Here is a 22,298-nt window from a genome sequence, read left to right as displayed (position 1 = left end):
GAGAGTGATGGCTCCAATTTTTTATCTGGAGTTTCATTTATGTTCAAACCAACACCCAACCCGCCGGACACCGATCCAGACGATCCAAAAGCATTCGACAAAGCCGCCGACCGCGCCCTCGATTACTACCTCAAGCCAAAATCCGGCAAACCGAAAGCGGACCCAAGCCAACTCTTCACCCTCATCGACGGCATCGACACCGAAGCCCTGCTCGCCAACCTCAGCGAAACCCTGGCCTCGGCCAATGCCATGATCAATGACTTGGCGTTCGACCTGGACGGCTCGCGACGACACATTGCCCTGGGCATCCAGCAGCTGATCGAGCTGAGCACAATGCTCGCCAACCGCGCGCTGGATAACGTCGAAGCCCGCTAGCCCCCTTTGCACAGCCCCCTGTGGCGAGGGAGCTTGCTCCCGCTGGCCTGCGCAGCAGGCCCAAGCTTTTTGCCAAGGCAGAAATTTTTGGGGCGGCTTCGCCACCCAGCGGGAGCAAGCTCCCTCGCCACGGGGGGTTGGCAGGCAATCGCTTACCAAATCCCCGCCTATACTTCTCTGCCAATCCCCCCGGGGCCTGCACTTCCAACAATAAAAAGCAGAGGTGGAACATGGTCTGGCAACAAGTCTACGATCCCTTCGGTAATGCGGTGCTGTCGACACTCCTGGCGGCGGTCCCGGTGGTGGTGATGCTGGCGTCCCTGGCGTTCTTTCATATCAAGGCGCACCTGGCGGCGTTGTATGCCCTGGCTTCGGCGTTACTCATTGCGATCTTCGCTTTCGGCATGCCCGCGGACATGGCCGGTTCGGCGGCGTTGTATGGCGCGGCCAACGGGCTGCTACCCATCGGTTGGATCGTGCTCAACATCATCTTCCTGCACCGGCTGACCACCGAAAACGGCTCGTTCAAGGTCTTGCAGGATTCCCTGGCGCGCATCACCGACGACCGGCGTCTGCAGTTGCTGCTGATCGCCTTTTGTTTCGGCGCGTTCTTCGAGGGCGCGGCGGGCTTCGGCACGCCGGTGGCGGTGACCGGGGCGATCCTGATCGGGCTGGGTTTTTCGCCCCTCGCCGCGTCGGGCCTGGCGTTGATCGCCAACACCGCGCCGGTGGCGTTCGGCGCCCTGGGCACACCGATCATCACGCTGGCCAAGGTGACCGGGCTGGATGAGATGGAGCTGTCGATGATGGTCGGCCGGCAACTGCCCTTCTTCTCGGTCATCGTGCCGTTCTGGCTGATCTGGGCGTTTGCCGGCTGGCGCAAGATGCTGGAGGTCTGGCCGGCAATCCTGGTGGCGGGCGTCAGCTTCGCCATCCCGCAGTTCCTGGTGTCGAACTACCACGGGCCGATGCTGGTGGATGTGATCGCCGCGTTGATTTCCATGGCGTGCCTGACCGGTTTCCTCAAGGTCTGGAGACCGGCCACGATCCACACCTCGGCGGCGTTGACCGGTCGGCATGATGACTCGAAGATCGAGGCGAGCGAGCAACAGCAACCGGTCGCCACCGGCGCTTTCGGCAGCGACGCCCGTCCCGCCGTGCTGCGCGCGTGGATGCCATGGATCATCCTAACGGTGTTCGTATTTGCCTGGGGCACCCAAGGCTTCAAGAACCTGTTCGATACACGCCCGGCCATCGACCCTCAGACCCAATCGGCCCGGCTCGATCCCCAGGGCAAGCCGATGCGCGAGGCGAATCCGATCTTCTCGCCGCTGGTGACGTTCGGCACCATTCACCAGCAGATCGAAAAGGTCCCGCCCGTGGTGCCCCAGTCTAAAACCGAGGAAGCGGTCTACAAATTCAACTGGTTCACCGCCACCGGCAGCGGCATCTTCCTGGCAGCAATTCTCGGCGGTTTGCTGATGGGCTATTCCATCCCGCAACTGGCGCGCCAGTACCTGCGAACGCTGTGGGTGGTGCGTTATTCGTTGATCACCATCGTGGCGATGCTGGCGCTGGGGTTCCTCACGCGCTATTCGGGCCTGGACGCCACCATGGGCCTGGCCTTCGCCGCGACGGGGATTTTCTACCCGATGTTTGGCACCCTGCTGGGCTGGCTCGGCGTGGCGCTGACCGGTTCGGACACGGCGTCCAACGTGCTGTTCGGCGGTTTGCAAAGGGTGACGGCGGAGCAGTTGGGCATCAGCCCGGTGTTGATGGCCGCTGCGAACAGTTCAGGCGGGGTCATGGGCAAGATGGTCGACGCCCAGTCGATCGTGGTCGCCTCTACCGCAACGCGCTGGTACGGCCACGAAGGGGAAATCCTGCGCTACGTGTTTTTCCACTCGGTGGTGCTGGCGATTCTGGTGGGCGGGTTGGTGACGTTGCAGGCGTATGTCGAGCCGTTCAGTCATATGGTGGTGGGAGGAAAGTAACGGCTTGAACAAGCTTTTATGGCGAGGGAGCTTGCTCCCTCGCCACGGGTAAGCGTACTTACCAGGTCAGGCTTACTGAACGTTCTTCAGCTTGACCACGTCACCCGACACCGAGGTGGTGTAGCCGGTCAGGACCCAGGCCCAAAACCAGTTTTCCTGGACCTGAGTGTTGATCATGGCGTCGCCGCCCTTGGCCTTGATCGCCGCATCCTGGGCGCGCACGAAGCGGTTGTTCTGGCGGATCGGGATCACACCGAACAGCAGCAGGCCAGTGGCCTTGGCTTCACTGTGGCCGACCACGGTGTATTGGCTGCTGTCGTACTGCTTGGTTTTCATCGGGGTGCCGGTGCAGCCCGCCAGGGCCAGGCCGAACAGGGCACAGGCGACAACTTTGCTGAAGTGGTTCATTTGACGCTCCATAGGAAAACGCCCGGGATCCATCTCTCGGGCGGCGCGTACTCTAACCGATCAGCAACAAAAAGACACAACGTCATTCCTCCTATCTAGGGGCCTGAAGGCTCATTGCAGAGCCATCCGTCAGTTGGGCCTCCAGCGAAGCAGACTCCCGTCGATAGCATGAAAACTGCGCCACGGAAGGCAATTTACTGTCTTGACGACCGCCAGATACGGCCGGTCCCGTTGGAGGATTTCATCATGATTGACGTGACTGTCTGGAGCGTTACCCTGCCGGTGCAAACACCCGCGCAGGTCGTGGCGACCAAAGCCATGCCGAGTTTGAAAAACAAGTATTTCGACAATAACGGCCAGAGGATCGTCTTCTGGGCGCCCGTCACCGGCTCCCATACCGGTAACAGCAATTACCCGCGTTCCGAGCTTCGCGAAACCAGCAAAGACGGAAAACACCGCAATTGGCGCTACAACAGCGGCATCAACACCCTCAAGGGCGAACTGACGGTAAACCAAGTGCCTTCGGAAGGCCGTGTGGTGGTGGCGCAGATTCACGCCAAGAACGCCCCGACGCCGTTGTTGAAACTGGTTTACCGCTACGAAAAGGGCACCGGCAATATCGACGTGGAATACCGCTTCAAGCCCAAGGACAAGAAAAGTCCGGTGATCTTGACCGTGCCCAAGGTGCCGTTGAACAAATCGTTCTCGTACACCCTGCAAATGGACAAGCAAGGCCAGCTCACGATGCTGATCGGCAAGAGTGGCAAACAGGTGAAGCTGGACAAGTCCTGGCAAGGCTACGACTTCTACTTCAAGGCCGGCGTGTACACCCTGGATAACAAGGGTTACTCCAATGAAGGCGGAAAGGTGACCTACACCAAGCTGAACGTCAGTCACAAGTGACTGACGTTCTTCCTGTACTCAAGCCTTGGACGGCGCCACGGCCACTTGCCGGCCGCTGAAGGTCAGCAGGAAACACACGAGCACCACCAGCGCAAAACCGGCCGGGAACAGCCAGATGCTGTTCCAATCGTGGCCGCCCTCTACCACAAAGTGATCGGTCACCTGCCCCGCCACCCAGAAGCCGATCAACATTCCCACGCCATAGGTCGCCAGGGTGATCAACCCCTGGGCCGAGCTGCGCAGGTGTTTTGGCGCCTTGGCGTCGGTGTAGATCTGTCCCGTGACAAAAAAGAAGTCGTAGCAGATGCCGTGCAGCGCGATGCCGGTGAACAGCATGAAGGCCAGGTCGCCATTGTTGCCATAGGCAAACAGCACGTAGCGCAGCGCCCAGGCCAACATGCCCACCAACAGCGCCAACTTGATGCCGAAGCGCTGGATGAACAGCGGCAGCAGCAACATGAACAGCACCTCTGACACCTGCCCGATGGCCATCTTCGCCGTCGGGTTGGTCATGCCGGTTTCGGCGAGGAACGGGTTGGCATTCTGGTAGTAGAACGCCAAGGGGATGCAGATCAGGATCGACGCGATGAAGAACACCAGGTAGCTGCGGTCCTTGAGCAACCCCAATGCATCGAGCCCCAGCGATTGCTTGACGCTGCCGGCGCTCGCTTGCTCCTTGAGCGGCGCCGTGCCGGGCAGCGTGAAGCTGTAGAGCCCGAGGACCAGCGAAGCGATGGCCGCCATCAGGAATGTATTGCGCAGGCCACCCGCGACAATCGCTTCGCGCGAGTCCCAGGCGAACACGAAACTGATCACCACGCCGGCGACGATCCAACCGAGCGTGCCCCAGACCCGAATGCGCGAGAACTCCAGCGCCGGGTCGCGCATCTGCCGGAACGCCACGGAATTGACCAGGGCCAGCGTCGGCATGTAGATCACCATGTACGCCAGCACAAAGGGGTAGAACGCGCTGAAATCCGCCGCCGAATACAGCTGATACAGCAATACCGCGCCAATCAGGTGCAGCACCGCCAGGATGCGCTCGGCATTGAAGTAGCGGTCGGCGATCAGGCCGATCACGAACGGCGCAATGATCGCGCCCCAGGATTGGGTGGCGAAAGCCATGCCGATCTGTCCGCCGCTGGCGCCCAGGGTGTTGGACAGGAAAGTCCCCAGGGTGACGAACCAGCCGCCCCAGATAAAGAACTGCAGGAACATCATCACGCTCAGGCGTGCATTCATCGTGGTCATGACCGTCACCGTTTTATTGTTGTTCTTGTGAAAATAATCTTGTGCAGCTTCCTGTGGGCCGGTTATCTCGACAGGCCCAACAACCGCCGATTGGAATCTTCATCCGCCGTGACACCGGCAAAATCATCGAACGCCTTGCGGGTCTTGCTGATCATGTGCCGCTGGATGAACGCCGCGCCTTCTGCGGCGCCCTGTTGCGAATCCTTCAGGCAGCACTCCCATTCCAGGACCGCCCAGCCGTTGAAATCGTATTGGGTCAGCTTGCTGAAGATCGATTTGAAATCGATCTGGCCATCGCCCAACGAGCGGAACCGGCCGGGACGATCCACCCAGCCCTGGTAGCCGCCGTAGACTCCGGAACGGGCATCGGGGCGGAATTCGGCGTCCTTGACGTGGAACATGCGGATGCGTTCGTGATAGCGATCAATGAAGCCCAGGTAGTCCATCTGTTGCAGCAACAAATGACTGGGGTCGTAGAGGATCGCTGCGCGCGGATGGCGATCGACGGCCTCGAGGAAACGCTCGAACGAGGCGCCGTCGTGCAGGTCCTCGCCGGGGTGGATTTCGTAGCACAGGTCCACGCCGGCCGCGTCGAAGCAGTCGAGGATCGGCAGCCAGCGCCGGGCCAGCTCGGCGAAACCTTGCTCGACCAGGCCCGCCGGTCGCTGCGGCCACGGGTACATATAGGGCCACAACAGTGCTCCGGAAAACGTCGCGTGCGCCGTGAGGCCCAGGCGCTGGCTGGCGCGAGCGGCCAGTTTCAACTGTTCGATGGCCCATTCGGTGCGCGCCTGGGGTTGGCCGCGCAGGTGGGCCGGTGCGAAGTCGTCGAACAGCGCGTCGAACGCCGGGTGCACCGCCACCAGTTGCCCTTGCAGGTGCGTCGAGAGCTCACTGATCTGCACACCGGCCTGGGCGCAGGTGGCCTTGAGTTCGTCACAATAATCCTGGCTCTCGGCAGCTCGGGCCAAGTCGATATAGCGGCTGCCCAGGGTCGGCAGTTGAATGGCTTTGTAGCCTTGGGAGGCGGCCCATTGGGCGATGTTGGCCAAGGTGTCGAACGGCGCTTCATCGGCCATGAACTGCGCCAGGAAAATAGCCGGGCCGCGCAGGCCGCTCAGTGTTTCGTCGGGAGTATTCACAGCAGCGACTCTCCAGTTTGCACCGCGGTCCACTTGGCATCGCCACGGTGATTGAGAATGGCGGCTTCGATGAATGCCATGCCGCGCAAGCCGGTTTCGATGCCGGGTACGCCAGGCACGTCAGGACCTTCGATTCGACCACGAATGGCCCGGGCGAAATCGCCATAAAGGTTGGCCATGGCTTCCAGGTAACCCTCCGGATGCCCCGCTGGCAGTCGCATGCGACGAGTCGCCGCCTCGCACAGCCAAGGTTGGCCGATGCCGCTACGCAGGATGCGCAAAGGCTGATCGAAGGCGCGATGGATCAGGCTCGCCGGTTCTTCCTGGCGCCACTCCAGCGCGCCTTTGTCGCCATAGACGCGGAGCTTCAAGGGGTTTTCTTCACCGGTGCAGACTTGGCTGGCGATCAACACGCCGCTGACGTCCCCGCCCATCTTCAGCAGCATCGTGGCGTCGTCGTCCAGTTGCCGGCCCGGTACATGCGTGCCCAGGGCGGCGCAGAGTTGTTGGACAGGTTGGTCCACGACGAACTCCGCCAGGGAAAACGCATGGGTACCAATGTCGCCGATGCAACCGCCCAGCCCGGATTGTGCGGGATCGTCGCGCCACTCCGCCTGTTTGTTGCCTCGGGCGGCGAGATCCTGGCTGAGCCAGCCCTGGGGATACTCGACGAACACTTTGCGCACCTGGCCGATCACGCCCGAGCGCACCATCTCCCGCGCCTGCCACACCATCGGATAACCCAAGTAGGTGTGGGCTAGACCGTAGAGGCAGCGGCTGCCTTGCAGGTCGTCCTTGAGCACCAGCAATTGCTTGAGATTCAGCGCCGCGGGCTTTTCGCTGAACACGTGGAAACCGGCCTTCAACGCCTGGCTGGCGATGGGCGCGTGGAGGTGATTGGGCGTGACGATCACCAGCAGCTCCATGCGCTGGTCCAGCGGCAGCAGCGCTTCGGCGTCGAGCATCTGTTGCCAGTCGTGGTAGCAACGGGACGCGGCCAGCCCGAGGACGCCGCCGGTCTCACGGTTATTGTCGGGGTCGCGGCTGAACGCGCCGCACACCAGTTCGAAACCGCCGTCCAGGCCCGCGGCCTGGCGATGGGCCTGGCCAATGAACGCCCCCGCTCCGCCGCCGACGAAGCCCATTCTTATTTTCGGTGCTACAGGATTCATCGCGACTCTCTTCTGTCCGGACTGAAGATGTAACCGGTTACATCATGACGGGAAATCTAGGCTCGGTTTTGCCGCGTGTCAAACCCCAAGCGACACCGAGAGCATTTGTCAGGCGTCGAACCTAGGGTAAGCTCGCGGCCATGCCTGCCTCCGCAGGCGCTGAATCGAGGTGATCTTGTCGAATATCCGTGAGGTGGCCCGGCTGGCCGGTGTTTCGGTGGCCACGGTGTCCAGAACACTGAAGTCCCCCGAGCGCGTGCTGCCCGAGACCCGGGACAAGGTCAACGCGGCGGTGGTGCAGGCCGGTTATCGGCCGAACCTGATGGCGGTGCAATTTCGCTCCCGGCGCACCGGTAACCTGGTGATCCTGGTCCCGGCAATCGCCAACACCTTTTTCGCCCGGGTCATCAGCGGCGCCCAACAGGCGGCGCAAGCGGCCGGCTATCGACTGCTGCTGTGCGACACCCAGGGCCGGGAAGCCATCGAGCAGGAATTTGCCGCGCTGGTCTATGCCCACCAGGCTGACGGGGTGATTCAACTGCGCGCGTGCGACCCTTTCATATCACTCCCTCCTGGCACCGACGCGTTGCCGTTGGTCAATGCCTGCGAAGTGGTCAAGGACGCACCCTACCCGACCATCAGCCTCGACAACCGCAGCGCCGCCCAGGCCATGACCGATCACTTGATCGGGCTCGGCCACCGCCGCATCGGCATTATCAAAGGCCCCCGCAGCAGTCCGTTGACCCTCGACCGCGTGGCCGGTTATCGGGATGCCCTGCGCAACGCCGGCATCGCCATCGATCCTGAGTTGATCTGCCACGGTGACTTCACCCTCAAGGCCGGATACGACGGTGCCGCAACCATGCTCGCATTGGCCGAGCGCCCCAGCGCGCTGTTCTGCGAAAACGACGAGATGGCCATCGGCGCGCTCAAGCGCATCAAACAGATGGGCTTGCGGGTGCCCGAGGACATTTCCCTGGTGGGCTTCGATGACATCCCCTTCGCCGCGTATTGCGATCCACCCTTGACCACCATTTCCCAACCGGCTGAAACCTTTGGTCACAAAGCCGTAGAGATGCTGATCGCCCTGATCGAGAAAACCCCTATCCCACAGCGGCACGTGCTGTTGCCGTTCGAGCTGACCGTGCGCGGCAGCAGCGCAGCGCCAGGCTCCAGCATGGCTTGATCAAGACATCGGACTTGCCGACTCGCCATCAGGCCCGTTTCGACTACAGTGGAAAGACTCTGCAAAAGCCATAACAAGACGGAGAGTCTCCATGCGAATCAACAAGCGCTTCACGCTCCTGGCCGCCACCGCAGCCTTGATGATCACTACCACCGTTCATGCCGCCCCGGTGTACATCAATATCCTGACCGGAGGCACCAGCGGTGTGTATTACCCGATTGGCGTCGGGCTTTCCCAGATCTATAGCAGCGGCATCAAGGATTCCAAGGCGTCGGTCCAGGCCACCAAGGCTTCGGTGGAAAACCTGAACCTGCTGCAAGCCGGACGTGGGGAGTTGGCGTTTGCCTTGGGCGACTCGGTGGCGGACGCCAAGAATGGGGTGGAAGACGCCGGCTTCAAGGCGCCCTTGACCAAGCTGCGGGCCATCGCTGGCGCCTACCCCAACTACATACAAATCGTTGCCAGCCAGGAATCGGGCATCAAGACCCTGGCCGACCTCAAGGGCAAGACCGTTTCGGTCGGCGCAGCGAAATCCGGCACCGAGCTCAACGCCCGGGCGATATTCAAGGCGGCGGGCCTGACCTACAGCGATATGAAGGTGCAATACCTGCCATTCGCCGAGTCGGTGGACCTGATCAAGAACCGCCAGTTGGATGCCACGCTGCAATCGTCCGGCCTGGGCATGGCCGCGATTCGTGACCTGGCGTCGACCATGGCGTTGAACTACGTGTCGATCCCCACCGATGTCGTGGCGAAAATCGGCAACCCGGCCTACTTGAGCGCACAAATCCCGGCCAACACCTACGACGGACAAACAGACGCCGTGCCCACCGTGGCCATCACCAATATCCTGGTGACCCGCGAGGATGTCCCGGACGAAGTGGCCTATCAGATGACCAAGCTGCTGTTCGACAACCTCAATCGCCTGGGCACGTCCCATTCGGCGGCGAAGGACATTTCCCTGAAAAACGCCGCGAAGAACCTGCCGATAGCCCTGCACCCTGGCGCCGAACGCTACTACAAGGAGGTGGGCGCGCTGTAGTCCCCTGGGACGGTAACGGCGCTGGCCGCCGTTGCCGTGTCGTGTTTCGCACCGGCTACAGACAACAGGCAGGCACCTTATGAGTGAAGACCAGCACGGCATCGCCACGGACCCGCGGGATTGGCCCAAGACGCTGTTCTATGTGGCGTTGCTGTTTTCCGTGTTTCAAATCATCACCGCGGCATTTTCCCCAGTGTCGAGCATCGTTCTGCGGGCGGTGCATGTAGGCTTTTTGTTGTGGGTGGTGTTCCTGAGCTACCCGGCCTATGGCAAGCAACGGCCCTGGCAGCCGCTGGCCTGGGCTTTGAGCCTGGCGGGCGTGGCGACGGCGCTCTATCAATGGGTGTTCGAGGCCGACCTGATCCAGCGCTCCGGCGACCTGACGACGGCCGACATGGTGATCGGCATTATCCTGATCGTGTTGGTGTTCGAAGCGGCGCGGCGGGTGATGGGCATCGCGCTGCCGATCATCTGCGGCCTCTTCCTGGCCTATGGCCTGTTTGGCGAATACCTGCCGGGTGAGCTGGCCCATCGCGGGTATGGGGTTGACCAGATCATCAACCAATTGGCGTTCGGCACCGAAGGGCTGTACGGCACGCCTACGTACGTATCGGCCACTTATATTTTCCTGTTCATCCTGTTCGGCGCCTTCTTGGAAAAAGCCGGCATGATCAAGCTGTTCACCGATTTCGCCATGGGCCTGTTCGGCCACAAACTCGGCGGTCCGGCGAAGGTCGCCGTGGTGTCGTCGGCATTGATGGGCACCATCACCGGCTCGGGCATCGCCAACGTCGTGACCACCGGGCAGTTCACCATCCCGTTGATGAAACGCTTTGGCTACAAGGCCGCATTTGCCGGCGGCGTGGAAGCGACATCCAGCATGGGCAGCCAGATCATGCCGCCGGTGATGGGCGCGGTGGCGTTCATCATGGCCGAGACCATCAATGTGCCGTTCGTGGAAATCGCCAAGGCCGCGCTGATCCCCGCATGCCTGTATTTCAGCTCGGTGTTCTGGATGGTGCACCTGGAAGCCAAGCGCTCCAATCTCAAGGGCCTGCCCAAGGACCAATGCCCCAGCGCCTGGGGCGCGGTGAAGGAAAGCTGGTACCTGCTGATCCCCCTGGCGGTACTGGTCTACTTGCTGTTTTCCGGACGCACGCCGCTGTTTTCCGGGATGGTGGGCCTGGCGTTGACGGCTATTGTGATTCTCGGCTCGGCGATTATTTTCAAAGTATCGAGTTTTGCCCTGCGCTGTGCATTCTGGGTCGCGCTGGGCATTCTTTGCGTCGGTTTTTTCCGGCTGGGCATCGGTGTCGTATTTGCGGTGGTCGGGGTGTTGGTCGTGACCTGCTGGTTCATGAAAGGCACCCGGGGAACACTGGTCATCTGCTTGCATGCCTTGGTCGACGGCGCCCGTCACGCAGTCCCAGTGGGGATCGCCTGTGCCCTGGTTGGCAGCATCATCGCGGTGGTTTCCCTGACTGGCGTAGCGTCCACCTTCGCCGGTTACATCCTGGCCATTGGCAAGGACAACCTGCTGCTGTCGCTGATTCTGACCATGCTCACCTGCCTGGTATTGGGCATGGGCATCCCGACCATTCCCAACTACATCATCACCAGTTCGATTGCCGCGCCCGCCCTGCTGGAGCTGGGCGTGCCGCTGATCGTGTCGCACATGTTCGTGTTCTATTTCGGCATCCTCGCCGACCTGACGCCGCCGGTGGCCCTGGCTTGTTTCGCCGCCGCACCCATCGCCAGGGAAAGCGGCCTGAAGATCAGCTTCTGGGCGGTGCGTATCGCCCTCGCCGGCTTCGTCATTCCGTTCATGACGGTCTACAACCCAGCGCTGATGCTGCAAGGCGACAACCTGTGGATGACCGCCTACATGTTGGTCAAGACGCTGCTCGCCGTCGGCCTGTGGGGCATGGCGTCCACCGGTTACCTGCAACAGAAGATGCCCATTTGGGAACGGCTGATGTGTTTCGCCGCCGGTGCCCTGCTGGTGGTGGCGCTGCCGCTGACCGATGAAATCGGCTTTGTCCTGGGTGCATTGTTGATCGGCCAGCACTTCTGGCGGGCGCGCCGCGTCGGGCGGGCGTTGGCGTGATTGGCTTGTGCCTAGGCCTGTCCGGGGCGATCTGGGCGCAAGTGCAAGTGAGCGACTTTACGCTGGCGTGGAATCACACCATCGAAAAGGTTCGCTGGGAGGAGGATTATCGCGTCACCGAAGCAGGCCTGGTGCTGGGCGAGGCCAGGGTCAAGGGCAATGGTGCCGGCATGGATATTCCCGAGGGCGCCCGGCTGGAAAACGGCAGTTGGCGCTTCCATCGCCAACTGCCGCCGCTGCAACCGTTGAAGCTGGGGCGCACGCCCCAGGCCGGGGATTACCAACTCTGTCACGCCGGCCATTGCCAGCCGATGAGTCATTGGTTGGGAGCGCCAAGCACCGAACAACCGGCGGTAGAACTCTGGAGCTGCACGTTGTAGTCCTCAGGCGCCGACGATCGACCGCCACGCCGCTTGCGCCAGCAATTCCCGGTGGACCTTGGGACTGGTGGGCACACGCCCGGACAGCCAGGCCCGGCAGTAACTTTCCGACGCGCCAATGATCAGCGAGAACATCAGCTCGGCGGGGTAACGCTGGAGCGCCTCGCCCTGCTGCGCTGTGCTCAGCCACTGCCAGAGCTGGCGGTTGCGTGTGGTGTTGCGGTTGGCGAGTTCATCCTTGAACGGTCCCTTGGTCACCGCAAAGCGGGCGTGATACTGGAAGCGCGCCCATTCGGGTTGGCCATCAACCCAATCGACATAGCTGTAGATCAGCGCTTTCACGCCCTGCTCGGCGGTCGTCGCCTCGGCCAGGCAGTGCTCGCGCAGACGCATCTGGTCTTCCATCGCGGTGAAAAACAGCGCCGCCACCAAGCCTTCCTTGTTGCCGAAATGGTGATAGATCGCGCCGACGCTGGTCTGGCATTCGTTGCGGATCATTTCAATGGTGGTTGCCTCGATGCCCTGCTCGTTGAACAGCGCCAAGGCCTTTCTGAAGATGTCGCGCTTGAGTTCGGCCCTTCTGCCGGGGAAGGCGCGTTCGAGTAGATCTGCTGTTTGCATGCTTGGCATAAACCGGTTCGTTGGAAGATCAGGCACGTTCCGCCTGTGACGAATGGTGCGCAGCTTGACAGATTCGCCGACAACAGAATACCGTTCCGTCACAGAATATTATTCTGTAACGGAACATCATTCCGCAAATTCTCTTGTCAGCGAGGCTTCACATGAACCAGGTTCTCGGTATGTTCAACAGCGCGGGTCCCGATGCATTCAGCAAAATGACCTGCCAGATGGCGCCCTACTTTTCGACGATCAACCCGCTGGTCACGGCGCTTCGCCCGGGCGCGGCAACGGTGCAGGTGCCGTTTTGCAAGGAAATCACCAACCACCTGGGCACCGTCCATGCCATCGCCATGTGCAACGCCGCCGAGCTGGCCGCCGGCATGATGACCAACGTGTCCATTCCGGCGGGCGCCCGCTGGATTCCTAAAGGCATGACCGTGCAGTACCTGGCCAAGGCCAAGAGCGACGTGACGGCGGTAGCGGATGGCGACGCCCTGGACTGGGCAACGGAAGGCGACAAGATCGTGCCGGTGGACATCCATGACGTCGACGGCAAGAAGGTGTTCACGGCGCAGATCACCATGAACGTGAAGTTGGCGTGAAGTGGGGGGCGTCCAGGACGCCCCGCCTCATCGTCGTGCCGAGGAAATCAGGCGAAGGTCGCGCCCCGGGTGTTCACGAACAACGAATACAACGAGTGGCTGCCGGCCATGAACAGCCGGTTGCCCTCCCGTCCGCCAAAGCAGACGTTGGGGCAGCGCTCCGGCAAGGAGATGTGCCCGATGGCCTTGCCTTCAGGGTTGAAGACCCGCACGCCGTCGAGTTTTTCCAGGTCGGCCTTGGGGTCGCCATTACCGCCCCAACCGCACCAGAGGTTGCCGCCCTCGTCGCACTTGATCCCGTCGATGGCCGCGTAGTCCAACCCTTCGATATGCTTGCGGCGCTCGCCCAGGGTGCCGTCGTCCTTGACCGTGATCGCCCAGACCAGGCGATTGGGCTTGGCCCGGCCCTCGACCACATAGAGAGTTTTTTCATCCGGCGAGAAGCACAGGCCGTTCGGCCCCGCCAGGTCGTCGATCACCCGGCTGAGCTTGCCGGTTTCGCCGTCGATGCGGTACACCGCGTGAGGCTGCACCGGGGTGACCTTGTGCCCTTCATAGTTATTGCCGGTCTGGAACGGTGGGTCGGTGAACCAGACCGAGCCGTCCCGTTTGCAGACGATGTCATTGGGCGAGTTCAGCGGCTTGCCGTCGAAACTGTCGGCCAACACGGTGAGGGTCCCGTTGTGTTCGGTGCGAGTGACTCGCCGCCCTTCGCTTGAGGTGGTCGAGCCTTCACAGACCAGCAGCCTGCCCTGGCGATCACGGCACATGCCGTTGGAGAAGTTCGAGTTCTCGCGGTACACCGACAGCCCACCGGTGACCTCGTCCCAACGCATGATGCGGTTGTTGGGGATGTCGCTGACCAGCAAGTAGCGACCGTCGCCGATCCACACCGGCCCTTCCGCCCAGCGCAGCCCAGTGGCGAGCTTCTCCACGCTGGCGTTGAAGATGCGCAGGTCCATGAAGCTGGGGTCGAGAATGTTGACCAAGGGATCGGGGTAACGCTGGCTCAGCGGCTCGGCCTGGGCGAGCCCGGGCAAGTGTCCGAGGGCCGCGGCGGCGGCCGAGACCACCAGGGATTTTTTCAGGAAAATCCGGCGCCCTTGATCGGCGGTTGCAGGTTGCGAAGCATCCATCGTACGTCTCCGTTAATTATTATTGGACGGGAACGTCAGTTTTAGCTCGTGATAGGACGTCGTACAAGTAAATATCTCGCGATCAACCACCTTCTTCATTTCGAGTGAAGGGGAATCCGAACGGTGAACGTAGTGCCCCCGCGCACCTTCGAATGGACTTCGATCGTACCCTGGTGCGCCGACACGATCGCCGAGGCGATGTAAAGGCCCAGCCCCAAGCCCGCCGTGGGGCCGTATTGCATATCACCGCTGCGCAGCTGCCGGACCAACGGATTGAAAATGCTGTCGATGGCGTCCTTCTCGATGGGCTTGCCCTGGTTGTTGATCGCGATAACGGCTTCATCCCCTTCGCAGCTCAACGAAACAGTGATCGGTGCACCCGCCGCGCCATGCTGGACCGCGTTGCCGATCAGGTTGGAGAACACCTGTTCCATCCGCGACGGGTCGAACAACCCTTCGAGCGCACCGCGGGTCTCGAAGTTAATCGTGCTTTCCGGATGATAAGCGCGCGCTTCCTCCACCATGCCTTCGCATGCCGCCACCAGGTCACCCTTGAAGCGCTGCACCGGTATTCCAGCACCCAACTGGGTGCGCGTGAAGTCCAGCAGATCGCCGACGATCTTGTTGGCCCGCTTGACGCTGGTGTAGATGCGCGACGAAATCTTGGTCGCTTTGGCCGGCAAGTCACCCGCGCGCAGGAGCACTTCGGAACCGAGCAGGATGGCGCCCAATGGGCTGCGCAGATCATGCCCGAGGATTCCGAGGAACAGGTTGCGCGCCGCGTCGACTGCCGCCGAATAGCTGACGACGGATTCTGCCAGGGCTTGGTCGACGGCCTCGTTGAAACGGATGACATCGGACATCGCCTGTGCTTGGTCCAGTTGGGCGTGCGGCATCCATAGCATGAGCACACTGGTGCGCAACGCGCGGTATTCCGAGACCATCTGTTCGACGGTGAACCCGGACGACTGGCGGATAACGGCGTGGGTTTCAGCGGCGGTTTCGGCCTCTGCCGCCGGAGCGTCGCCCAGGGACTTGGCGATCTGCTCTTCGGGAGTCTGCTTGGTGCGCAGGTCAACGGCGATGGTTCGCAGCATCTGCTCGGCATGGTCGCGCAGCGCCACCGAATCCATGCCAATCGACGCAGGCGTGATAGTCCTGGCGAAATCCTCCCAGGCCTGAAGGATCGGTTCTATGTTGTCGACAATGAAATCAGCCAGGCGCATGGGTTGCTCCGCGAGAAGGTCAAAAGGACCGGTGCCGGAAACAACGCAGCGGTCAGTTGTTTTACAGCAAATCGGCGCCGGATGTACGCCAACGTCCGGAATCGCCTGGCCTGACAGGCTTGCGACGGCTGCGCCGCCGAACGGGAACAAGCTCCTCGCCACGCAACTGCCGCAAGCTCTGGCACTGAGGCTTGTCTCTGTCTGCTTGATCCGGTACAAACACCCTTGTGTTGTACGACAACCTATGACTAAAAATAAAACCTTCCGAGGCCTCGCTGCTTCGGCGGACTGCCTTTGAGATTCCTGCCATGACCCGCTCCATCGCTGCATCCGATGCCCCTGCTCCATTCCCGCGCCATATCGCCGTGCTCATTCTGCTCTGCATGGGGTGTGCGTTCGCCGGCAACCATGTCGCCGCGCGGGCGGCCTTCGATGACGGTGCCGGCGTGTTGTTGGCGATCCTGCTGCGCTCGGGTGGGACGTTGCTGGTGCTGGCGGCGATGGTCTTGTGGCAACGTCAAAGCCTGCGCCTGCCCGCTGGTGCCTGGCGCTGGCAATTAGTCCTCGGGCTGTTGATCGCGGCCCAGAGTCTGTGCCTGTACTCGGCCGTCGCCCGGGTGCCGGTGGCGCTGGCCTTGTTGGTCGGCAACCTGTTCCCGATCCTGTTGGCGCTGCTGACCTGGGCGCTCGGTGGTCCACGCCCCACCGCCCGCACGGCGGCCTTGATGGGCATGATCCTGGTCGGCCTGGTGTTCGTGCTGGAAGTGCCGGCGCGGTTGTCGTCCCAGGCCGACGTCGGCCCGCAGTGGCTGTTGGGCGTTGGCCTGGCGTTCTGCGCCGCGTGCGTCTTCGCTTGCGCGTTGTGGATCACCGACCACAAGTTGTCCCAAGTCCGCGGTTCGGTGCGCAGCCTGCTGACGATTTTCATTGTATTCAGTAGCGTCAACCTCGCAGGGCTGACCGGCGCACTGCCTGGCGGCCTCGACCTGCCAGCCACCAGCACCGGCTGGTTCGCCCTGGCCACCCTGGTGGTGCTTTACGGCACGGGGTTCATCGTGTTGTTCATTTGCGTACCGCGCCTGGACATGCCACGCAACGCGCCGGTGATGAACATCGAACCGCTGGCGACCTTGCTGATCGGCTGGCTGGCGCTGGACCAGATGCTCAATCCGGGCCAAGTGCTTGGCGGCGCGATCGTGGTAGCGGGCATTGTGTTGCTGACCTGGCGCAAGGTTGAGCGGGCCACGGTGGCGGTGGCTGCTCGCGATTGACCCGCACCGTTGAGCGGCCTGAAAAACATTGTGGCGAGGCAGCTTGCTCCCTCGCCACGGGATCGGCGGCGAGTCTGCCACTCTCAAATCGGCCGACGCACCGCCCTCACCTTGCCACTGCCACCCCCGCCACAGAAAAATCGGTCTGCCCCGTCGGATTCCAGCCCCGACACGCCGGTCCCCGGCGGCATGCTCACGCTTTCGAGCACTTGCGCGGTTTGCGGATCGATGCGCCGCAGGTCGCTCTCGTCGTTTTCCCAAGTGCCGTGCCACAGTTCTCCATCGACCCAAGTCACGCCCGTGACGAAGCGGTTGGATTCTATGGTGCGCAGGATCTTCCCGTCGGCCGGGTCGATCTGCAGGATCTTGCGCGCCTTGTACTGGCCGACCCAGAGCGACCCTTCGGCCCACGCCAGTCCCGAATCGTCACCGCTGTTGGGGGCCGGAATCGTCGCCATTACCTGGCCGGTGCGCGGGTCGATCTTGCGGATGCTGTCGCCAGCGATCTGGAACAGATGCTCACCGTCGAACGCCGTGCCTGCATTGGCTGGGACATCGAGCGACTGCACGGTCTCGCCACTGGCAGGATCGAGGGCGTGCAGCTTCTCGCCTGAAGCAAACCAGACGCGCTCGCCATCATGGCTTACGCCGTGCACGCAATCGACGCCCGGAAAAGGGCCGTATTCACGCAGGATTTGTGCTTTTGACTGTTTCATCTCGCTCGCCTCGTCGGTGGGTGTGACTGCATCCTAACGATCGGCTGGCAACGCGGTGAGTAACAATACCGTCGCGAATCCAGGCATCGGCGGCGCGGTCCAGCGACGAGCCCTGGCGCGGCCAATCGATTGCGCCTTGCCGCTAGCGGCGAGGGTTTCCAAGGCCCGCTGGACGCTGCGCTGGCTGACGTCCAGAACCAACGCCAAGGCCGAACTCGACCACGCTTCACCGTCCGCCAGCAGTGCCAGCACTGCGCCGTGGGGTTCCTCGACAACCCGCGCCAGCACCACGACCTCGTCGGCATGATGCGGCGCCAAGGTAAAGCCGCGCTTCGTTGCGAGCACCCCAGCCATCGGGCGAAGCGCCGCCCGCAACCGTCCCATCTCGACCCGCAACCGGGCGCGATGGGACTCGTCCGTCAGTTTCAAGCCAAAGGCCTGGGCCATGAGTGCTTCCCTCGACACGTCGCCGGGCCAGGCTTGGGCTAGCCCTCGCGCCAAGGCAAACAACACCGGGCGCCGTGAAAGGGAGACCACAATACCCGCGCCATTGACTCCGTACCGACACGCGTCCACCACCAGCGCCGCACTGTCCAGCATCGCTTGAACCTCCTCCAGGATGAGCAAGCGTTCCTGGCCTCGAGCAATCAGGCGCGCCGCAGGCGTTTGGAGGGTTTGCCAGGCGCTTTCAATTTCCGCGTTCAGCGCACCGATGCCCGCTTGCCGTGCCGCTTGCCCAGCCCTTTCGAGAGCGGCACGGGCGGTTTGCGTTTTTAGCCGGCGCATGGCAATGCCCGCAGCCACTAGCTCGCAGGCTGCCCGTGATGCCCAAGGCAGGCAGGACAGATCCAGATCAGCGAGCCTGCGCTCGGCCTCATCGAGTCGACCGAGCAACAGCAGGCGGCGGATCTCGATGGCATGGGCGTGCCCGACGTTCGCCCGGTCGCCATGGGCTTGGAGCACCGCCCGCGCGACGTCGAGGCGCGTCGTCGGCCACGTCAGGTCACGGGACGCCAAGGCAATTTCGCCTTCGGCGACCACGCACCTTGCCCGGGCCACGGCTTCCTTGGGCCCAAAGGCAGCCGCCGCACGACACATCAGGGCCCTGGCGTTGGCCAGGTCGCCCAACTGCGCCATGGCAATGCCACGCAGCGCGAGAGCCGGGGCATCATTGCGCAGCGCGACGCGATTGAGCGCGGCGACCGGGTCCCCCGCCGCCAATGCTTGCGCTGCTGCGTTGATTTCGTAATCCATAAACGATGGTCTTTATGGCAATGGTCGGTGTGGCGAGGGAGCTTGCTCCCGCTGGGGTGCGCAGCGCCCCGAAAATTTTGCGACCGCTTCGCGCTCGAGCGGGAGCAAGCTCCCTCGCCACACAAGCCTGCCCGCATCCTGAACTGCCCTGCCGGCCCTGACCCAACAGTGGATATCGGCTACAGGCGGATCCCGGCCGCCAATATCACATCGATCCGCGAGACCGCACTGCTCAGCCGCCCCAACCGGTCGTTGTGATCGGCAATGATCTGCTCGGCCGGCAGGCTGCCGTTGTCCACCGTGGAATGGGCGTCGGCGGCCAAGACAACCTCGTACCCCAACGTATGAGCCTGACGCACGGTGGCATTGATGCAGTGATCGGTTTGCAGCCCGCAAATCACCACGCGATCAATGCCCCGGGCCTGTAACAGGGCCAGCAGATCGGTCTGGTAGAACGCGTCCGCAGTGGTCTTGCGCACCCGCAGGTCGTCCGCCCCGGTAGCCAGGCCATCCGCCAACTGCCAGGGGGCGGCACCGTAGGTCAGCGATCCCTCCAGCTCTTCATGCTGGATCAGGATTACCGGCAAGCCGACGGCCCGAGCCCTGGCGCTGAGGTCGTTGATGGTCTGGATCAGGCGTGGTCTGTCAAAGCATTCTTCTTCGCCGGCACACAGCCCTTCCTGGACGTCGATGATCAGCAATGCGGTATTCATGTGTCCCTCTGCGAACGGTTAGTAGCCCAACGACAGGCCGGTATTGCGGCGCGGGTCGTTGGCGCCGTAGAAGCGATTCTTGCCCACGGGCTTGCCACCCAGCGACGGCGCGCCCACCAGGATCGCAGCAATGTGGTTGGGGTCCTGCGGGCCGGCAAACTTGTGGCCCCAGCTTTCCAGCAGCTTGAGCGTATCGGGGCTGGCGGCGAACGTTTCCAGGTTGGTTTCTTCCGGCATCCATTGTTGATGGAAGCGCGGCGCATCCACCGCTTCCTGCAGGTTCATGCCGTAGTCGATCACGTTGAGAATGGTCAGCAAGGTGGCGGTGATAATGCGGCTGCCGCCGGGCGTACCGACGACCATTACGGTCTTGCCGTCCTTGGTGACGATGGTCGGGCTCATGGACGACAGCGGTGCCTTGCCCGGCGCGATGGCGTTTGCCTCACCCTGCATCAAGCCGTACATATTGGGCACGCCGACCTTGGCGGTGAAGTCGTCCATTTCATCGTTGAGCATCACCCCGGTCTTGCTCGCCATCACGCCGGCGCCGAACCAGTCGTTGAGGGTGTACGTGACGGAAACGGCGTTGCCCCACTGGTCGACGATCGAGTAGTGAGTGGTATTGCTGCCCTCGTGGGGCGCCACGCCGGGTTTGATCTTGTTGGAGTCGCCGGCTTTTTGCGGCTCGATCGCGGCCCGCAGTTTCGCCGCGTAGTTCTTGTCCAGGAGATGATCGATGGGGTTCTGCACGAAGTCCGGATCGCCGAGGTAACTGTTGCGGTCGACGTAGGCGTGACGCATGGCTTCGATCTGGTAGTGCATGCCTTGGGCCGAATGGAACCCCAGGTCTTTCATCGGGTAGCCATCGAGGATGTTCATGATCTGGCACAGCACCACGCCGCCGGAACTGGGCGGTGGCGCGGAAATGATGTGGTAGCCGCGATAATCGCACTCCACCGGCGCCAGCTCACGGGTCTTGTACTTGTCGAGGTCAGCCTGGGTGATGATGCCCTTGTTGGCTTGGCTGGAGGTCACCAGAGCGTCGGCCACCCAACCTTTGTAAAAGCCGTCGGCGCCCTTGGTAGAAATTTCCCGCAGGGTTTTGGCGAGGTCTTTCTGCACCAGTTTCTGCCCGGCCTGCATCGGCTCGCCGTTGTGCAGGAAGATCGCGCCGGAATCACGCATGTCCTTCTTGAACACCTCGGTGGCGGTTTCCAACAGGTCGACATCGCCCTGTTCCAGGACGAAACCTTCCTCGGCAAACTTGATCGCCGGGGCGATCAGTTCGGCGCGGGGTTTGCTGCCGTATTTCTTCAACGCCAGCTCCATGCCGGACACGGTGCCAGGCACCCCTACCGCCAAATGGCCGCGGGTGCTGAGTTCGGGAACGACGTTGCCGTCCTTGTCCAGGTACATGTCAGCCGTGGCGGCCAGCGGGGCTTTTTCGCGGAAATCGAGGAAGGTCTTGCGGCCATCGGCCATTTGCAGGGTCATGAAACCGCCCCCGCCCAGGTTACCCGCCGCGGGATAGACCACCGCCAGCGCATAGCCCACCGCCACCGCCGCATCCACGGCGTTACCACCGTTCTTGAGCACGTCGACGCCGACGTGAGTCGCCAGATGCTGGGCCGTCACCACCATACCGTTCTCGGCGGCAACCGGGGCCTGGGACGCGGCTTGCACATGGAAGCAACTGAGGGTGAGCGAAGTGGCGATGAGGGTTCGGGCCAGGGATTGGAACTTCATGAGTCGGTCTCTTCTTGTTCTAAGGGTCGGGATCGCTTCAAAAGCATTAGGCAGTATGGCTCGGTTTACCCAATGCGCTTGTCCGCCGACGACCGGGAGACGGCAAAGTACCCTTTGAGATAGGCTCGTGCGCTGGTTTTAATTGAACAAGGACATCGCCGATGACGCTGCGAATCGAACGCACGGACGCCCCCACCGACGCGGAACGCCAGGCCATCCTCGCTCCGCTACGGGCCTATAACACCGCCCAGACCGGCGGAAGCGCCCCGGAACTTGTCGCCTGGTTGGTGCGGGACGAGCACGACGAAATCGTCGGCGGGCTGTATGGCCGGGTGTTCTTTCGTTGGCTCTATATCGAATTGCTGGTGGTGCCGGAACAGGCCCGGGGCCAAGGCACGGGCTCAGGGCTGATGCAGATGGCCGAGACGCTGGCCAGGGAGAAGAACTGCGTGGGTATCTGGCTCGACACCTTCGATTTCCAGGCCCCGGATTTTTACCGCAAGCACGGCTTTACAGAGTGCGGCCAGATTGACGACTACCCGCCTGGGCATCAGCGCTTCTTCTTCCAGAAGCGCCTGACCGTCGACTAGAGACACGTCGCCAGCGCCGCTAATCGGCGCTTGGCGACGAAATCGTCCTGCTTGGCGTAGTAGTTCAATGCCGTGCCCGTGGCACTGGCTTGTATATCGACAAATGATTCGGCCGAGCGGGTGTAGACCGTCGAGCCGCCTTTCTTGCCCGGCTGCAGGTAGGCACCAGCATCGACGCCGAACACCGCTTCGTCTTCCCAGGCAAATTTCACGCACTGGGCGACGTTCAGTTCAGGCTTGTCCGAGGTCAGCGTCTTGTAGGGGGCTTGGGTCCGGGCCTGCTCCATCGCCGAACCTGCGCAGCCGACCAGCAGGGTTGCGGCCACGGCCACCATCAGCATTCGCATTGCGTTCACTCATCAGAAAAAAAACGGACTTTAGCACTGCGGCCCACGCCTTCGTGCTGCTTTACTAAAATTTACACGCGACAGCGCCCCACGATTCGCGCAACCTGTCGCGCCAT

22 protein-coding genes are annotated in these 22,298 nt (G+C 62.2%); 10 read left to right on the top strand and 12 right to left on the bottom strand.

Translation table 11 applies throughout. The features are described from left to right. Nucleotides 1-39: 39 nt before the first annotated feature. Both HU742_RS09425 and HU742_RS09420 read left to right on the top strand, forming a co-directional pair. Nucleotides 40-375, top strand: coding sequence for a DUF6124 family protein (locus tag HU742_RS09425; protein WP_186642306.1), 336 nt, complete (start codon nucleotides 40-42; stop codon nucleotides 373-375). A 230-nt stretch (nucleotides 376-605) separates the two neighbouring features. Next, complete coding sequence (locus tag HU742_RS09420; protein WP_186637567.1) at nucleotides 606-2,369, top strand: L-lactate permease; 1,764 nt, start codon at nucleotides 606-608, stop codon at nucleotides 2,367-2,369. 72 nt (nucleotides 2,370-2,441) lie between these two features. Here the strand turns inward: HU742_RS09420 and HU742_RS09415 are convergent, their stop codons facing one another. Next, on the bottom strand, nucleotides 2,442-2,777 hold the full coding sequence (locus tag HU742_RS09415; RefSeq protein WP_186609217.1) for a hypothetical protein: 336 nt from the start codon (nucleotides 2,775-2,777) through the stop codon (nucleotides 2,442-2,444). Between the two features lie 246 nt (nucleotides 2,778-3,023). Here HU742_RS09415 and HU742_RS09410 point away from each other — a divergent pair, with 246 nt between their 5' ends. Then, complete coding sequence (locus HU742_RS09410; protein ID WP_186642305.1) at nucleotides 3,024-3,680, top strand: polysaccharide lyase family 7 protein; 657 nt, start codon at nucleotides 3,024-3,026, stop codon at nucleotides 3,678-3,680. A gap of 18 nt (nucleotides 3,681-3,698) precedes the next feature. Here the strand turns inward: HU742_RS09410 and HU742_RS09405 are convergent, their stop codons facing one another. The 3 genes from HU742_RS09405 to HU742_RS09395 form a co-directional block, all read right to left on the bottom strand. After that, nucleotides 3,699-4,931: a nucleoside permease gene (locus HU742_RS09405; protein ID WP_186642304.1), complete on the bottom strand. Its 1,233-nt coding sequence runs from the start codon at nucleotides 4,929-4,931 to the stop codon at nucleotides 3,699-3,701. A gap of 62 nt (nucleotides 4,932-4,993) precedes the next feature. After that, on the bottom strand, nucleotides 4,994-6,073 hold the full coding sequence (locus HU742_RS09400; RefSeq protein WP_186642303.1) for a sugar phosphate isomerase/epimerase family protein: 1,080 nt from the start codon (nucleotides 6,071-6,073) through the stop codon (nucleotides 4,994-4,996). Then, nucleotides 6,070-7,245 carry a Gfo/Idh/MocA family protein gene (locus HU742_RS09395; RefSeq protein ID WP_186642302.1) on the bottom strand — a complete coding sequence of 392 codons (1,176 nt, stop codon included), beginning with the start codon at nucleotides 7,243-7,245 and terminating at the stop codon, nucleotides 6,070-6,072. The genes HU742_RS09400 and HU742_RS09395 overlap by 4 nt, the downstream gene beginning before the upstream one ends. Before the next feature lie 175 nt (nucleotides 7,246-7,420). Here HU742_RS09395 and HU742_RS09390 point away from each other — a divergent pair, with 175 nt between their 5' ends. The 4 genes from HU742_RS09390 to HU742_RS09375 all read left to right on the top strand — a co-directional run bounded on the left by HU742_RS09390 (nucleotide 7,421) and on the right by HU742_RS09375 (nucleotide 11,960). Then, a complete protein-coding gene (locus HU742_RS09390; RefSeq protein WP_186637581.1) occupies nucleotides 7,421-8,431 on the top strand; it encodes a LacI family DNA-binding transcriptional regulator in 1,011 nt (336 codons plus the stop codon). Between the two features lie 91 nt (nucleotides 8,432-8,522). Continuing rightward, nucleotides 8,523-9,473, top strand: coding sequence for a TAXI family TRAP transporter solute-binding subunit (locus tag HU742_RS09385; RefSeq protein ID WP_186642301.1), 951 nt, complete (start codon nucleotides 8,523-8,525; stop codon nucleotides 9,471-9,473). 79 nt (nucleotides 9,474-9,552) lie between these two features. Beyond that, nucleotides 9,553-11,580: a TRAP transporter permease gene (locus HU742_RS09380; RefSeq protein WP_186642300.1), complete on the top strand. Its 2,028-nt coding sequence runs from the start codon at nucleotides 9,553-9,555 to the stop codon at nucleotides 11,578-11,580. Further along, a complete protein-coding gene (locus tag HU742_RS09375; protein WP_186642299.1) occupies nucleotides 11,577-11,960 on the top strand; it encodes a DUF1850 domain-containing protein in 384 nt (127 codons plus the stop codon). Before HU742_RS09380 ends, HU742_RS09375 begins: the two co-directional genes overlap by 4 nt. A gap of 3 nt (nucleotides 11,961-11,963) precedes the next feature. Here the strand turns inward: HU742_RS09375 and HU742_RS09370 are convergent, their stop codons facing one another. Then, nucleotides 11,964-12,581 (bottom strand): TetR/AcrR family transcriptional regulator, encoded by a 618-nt coding sequence (locus tag HU742_RS09370; protein ID WP_186642298.1) that lies wholly within the window; start codon nucleotides 12,579-12,581, stop codon nucleotides 11,964-11,966. A gap of 161 nt (nucleotides 12,582-12,742) precedes the next feature. Here HU742_RS09370 and HU742_RS09365 point away from each other — a divergent pair, with 161 nt between their 5' ends. Continuing rightward, entirely contained in the window at nucleotides 12,743-13,183 is a 441-nt protein-coding gene (locus HU742_RS09365; protein WP_186637591.1) for a hotdog fold domain-containing protein, read from the top strand. 47 nt (nucleotides 13,184-13,230) lie between these two features. Here the strand turns inward: HU742_RS09365 and HU742_RS09360 are convergent, their stop codons facing one another. After that, nucleotides 13,231-14,319 carry an SMP-30/gluconolactonase/LRE family protein gene (locus HU742_RS09360; RefSeq protein WP_186642297.1) on the bottom strand — a complete coding sequence of 363 codons (1,089 nt, stop codon included), beginning with the start codon at nucleotides 14,317-14,319 and terminating at the stop codon, nucleotides 13,231-13,233. A 95-nt stretch (nucleotides 14,320-14,414) separates the two neighbouring features. Continuing rightward, on the bottom strand, nucleotides 14,415-15,545 hold the full coding sequence (locus HU742_RS09355) for a sensor histidine kinase (protein WP_186637596.1): 1,131 nt from the start codon (nucleotides 15,543-15,545) through the stop codon (nucleotides 14,415-14,417). A 308-nt stretch (nucleotides 15,546-15,853) separates the two neighbouring features. Between HU742_RS09355 and HU742_RS09350 the strand changes: the two genes are divergently transcribed. Further along, on the top strand, nucleotides 15,854-16,816 hold the full coding sequence (locus HU742_RS09350; RefSeq protein ID WP_186637598.1) for an EamA family transporter: 963 nt from the start codon (nucleotides 15,854-15,856) through the stop codon (nucleotides 16,814-16,816). A gap of 83 nt (nucleotides 16,817-16,899) precedes the next feature. Here the strand turns inward: HU742_RS09350 and HU742_RS09345 are convergent, their stop codons facing one another. The 4 genes from HU742_RS09345 to ggt all read right to left on the bottom strand — a co-directional run bounded on the left by HU742_RS09345 (nucleotide 16,900) and on the right by ggt (nucleotide 21,245). Continuing rightward, complete coding sequence (locus tag HU742_RS09345) at nucleotides 16,900-17,532, bottom strand: Vgb family protein (RefSeq protein WP_186642296.1); 633 nt, start codon at nucleotides 17,530-17,532, stop codon at nucleotides 16,900-16,902. A gap of 33 nt (nucleotides 17,533-17,565) precedes the next feature. Next, complete coding sequence (locus HU742_RS09340) at nucleotides 17,566-18,786, bottom strand: helix-turn-helix domain-containing protein (protein ID WP_186642295.1); 1,221 nt, start codon at nucleotides 18,784-18,786, stop codon at nucleotides 17,566-17,568. A gap of 179 nt (nucleotides 18,787-18,965) precedes the next feature. Next, nucleotides 18,966-19,499: a cysteine hydrolase family protein gene (locus tag HU742_RS09335; RefSeq protein ID WP_186637603.1), complete on the bottom strand. Its 534-nt coding sequence runs from the start codon at nucleotides 19,497-19,499 to the stop codon at nucleotides 18,966-18,968. Between the two features lie 18 nt (nucleotides 19,500-19,517). Further along, nucleotides 19,518-21,245 (bottom strand): gamma-glutamyltransferase, encoded by a 1,728-nt coding sequence (gene ggt, locus HU742_RS09330; protein ID WP_186642294.1) that lies wholly within the window; start codon nucleotides 21,243-21,245, stop codon nucleotides 19,518-19,520. A 161-nt stretch (nucleotides 21,246-21,406) separates the two neighbouring features. Here ggt and HU742_RS09325 point away from each other — a divergent pair, with 161 nt between their 5' ends. Continuing rightward, nucleotides 21,407-21,835 (top strand): GNAT family N-acetyltransferase, encoded by a 429-nt coding sequence (locus tag HU742_RS09325; RefSeq protein ID WP_186637608.1) that lies wholly within the window; start codon nucleotides 21,407-21,409, stop codon nucleotides 21,833-21,835. Here the strand turns inward: HU742_RS09325 and HU742_RS09320 are convergent. Beyond that, nucleotides 21,832-22,182, bottom strand: a complete 351-nt coding sequence (locus tag HU742_RS09320) for a hypothetical protein (RefSeq protein ID WP_186637610.1) — start codon at nucleotides 22,180-22,182, stop codon at nucleotides 21,832-21,834. The genes HU742_RS09325 and HU742_RS09320 overlap by 4 nt on opposite strands. Between the last annotated feature and the right edge of the window lie 116 nt (nucleotides 22,183-22,298).

The sequence above is a fragment of the Pseudomonas marvdashtae genome (assembly GCF_014268655.2).
GTDB classification, from domain to species: Bacteria; Pseudomonadota; Gammaproteobacteria; order Pseudomonadales; family Pseudomonadaceae; genus Aquipseudomonas; species Aquipseudomonas marvdashtae.
This window is presented reverse-complemented; position numbering and strand designations above follow the sequence as displayed.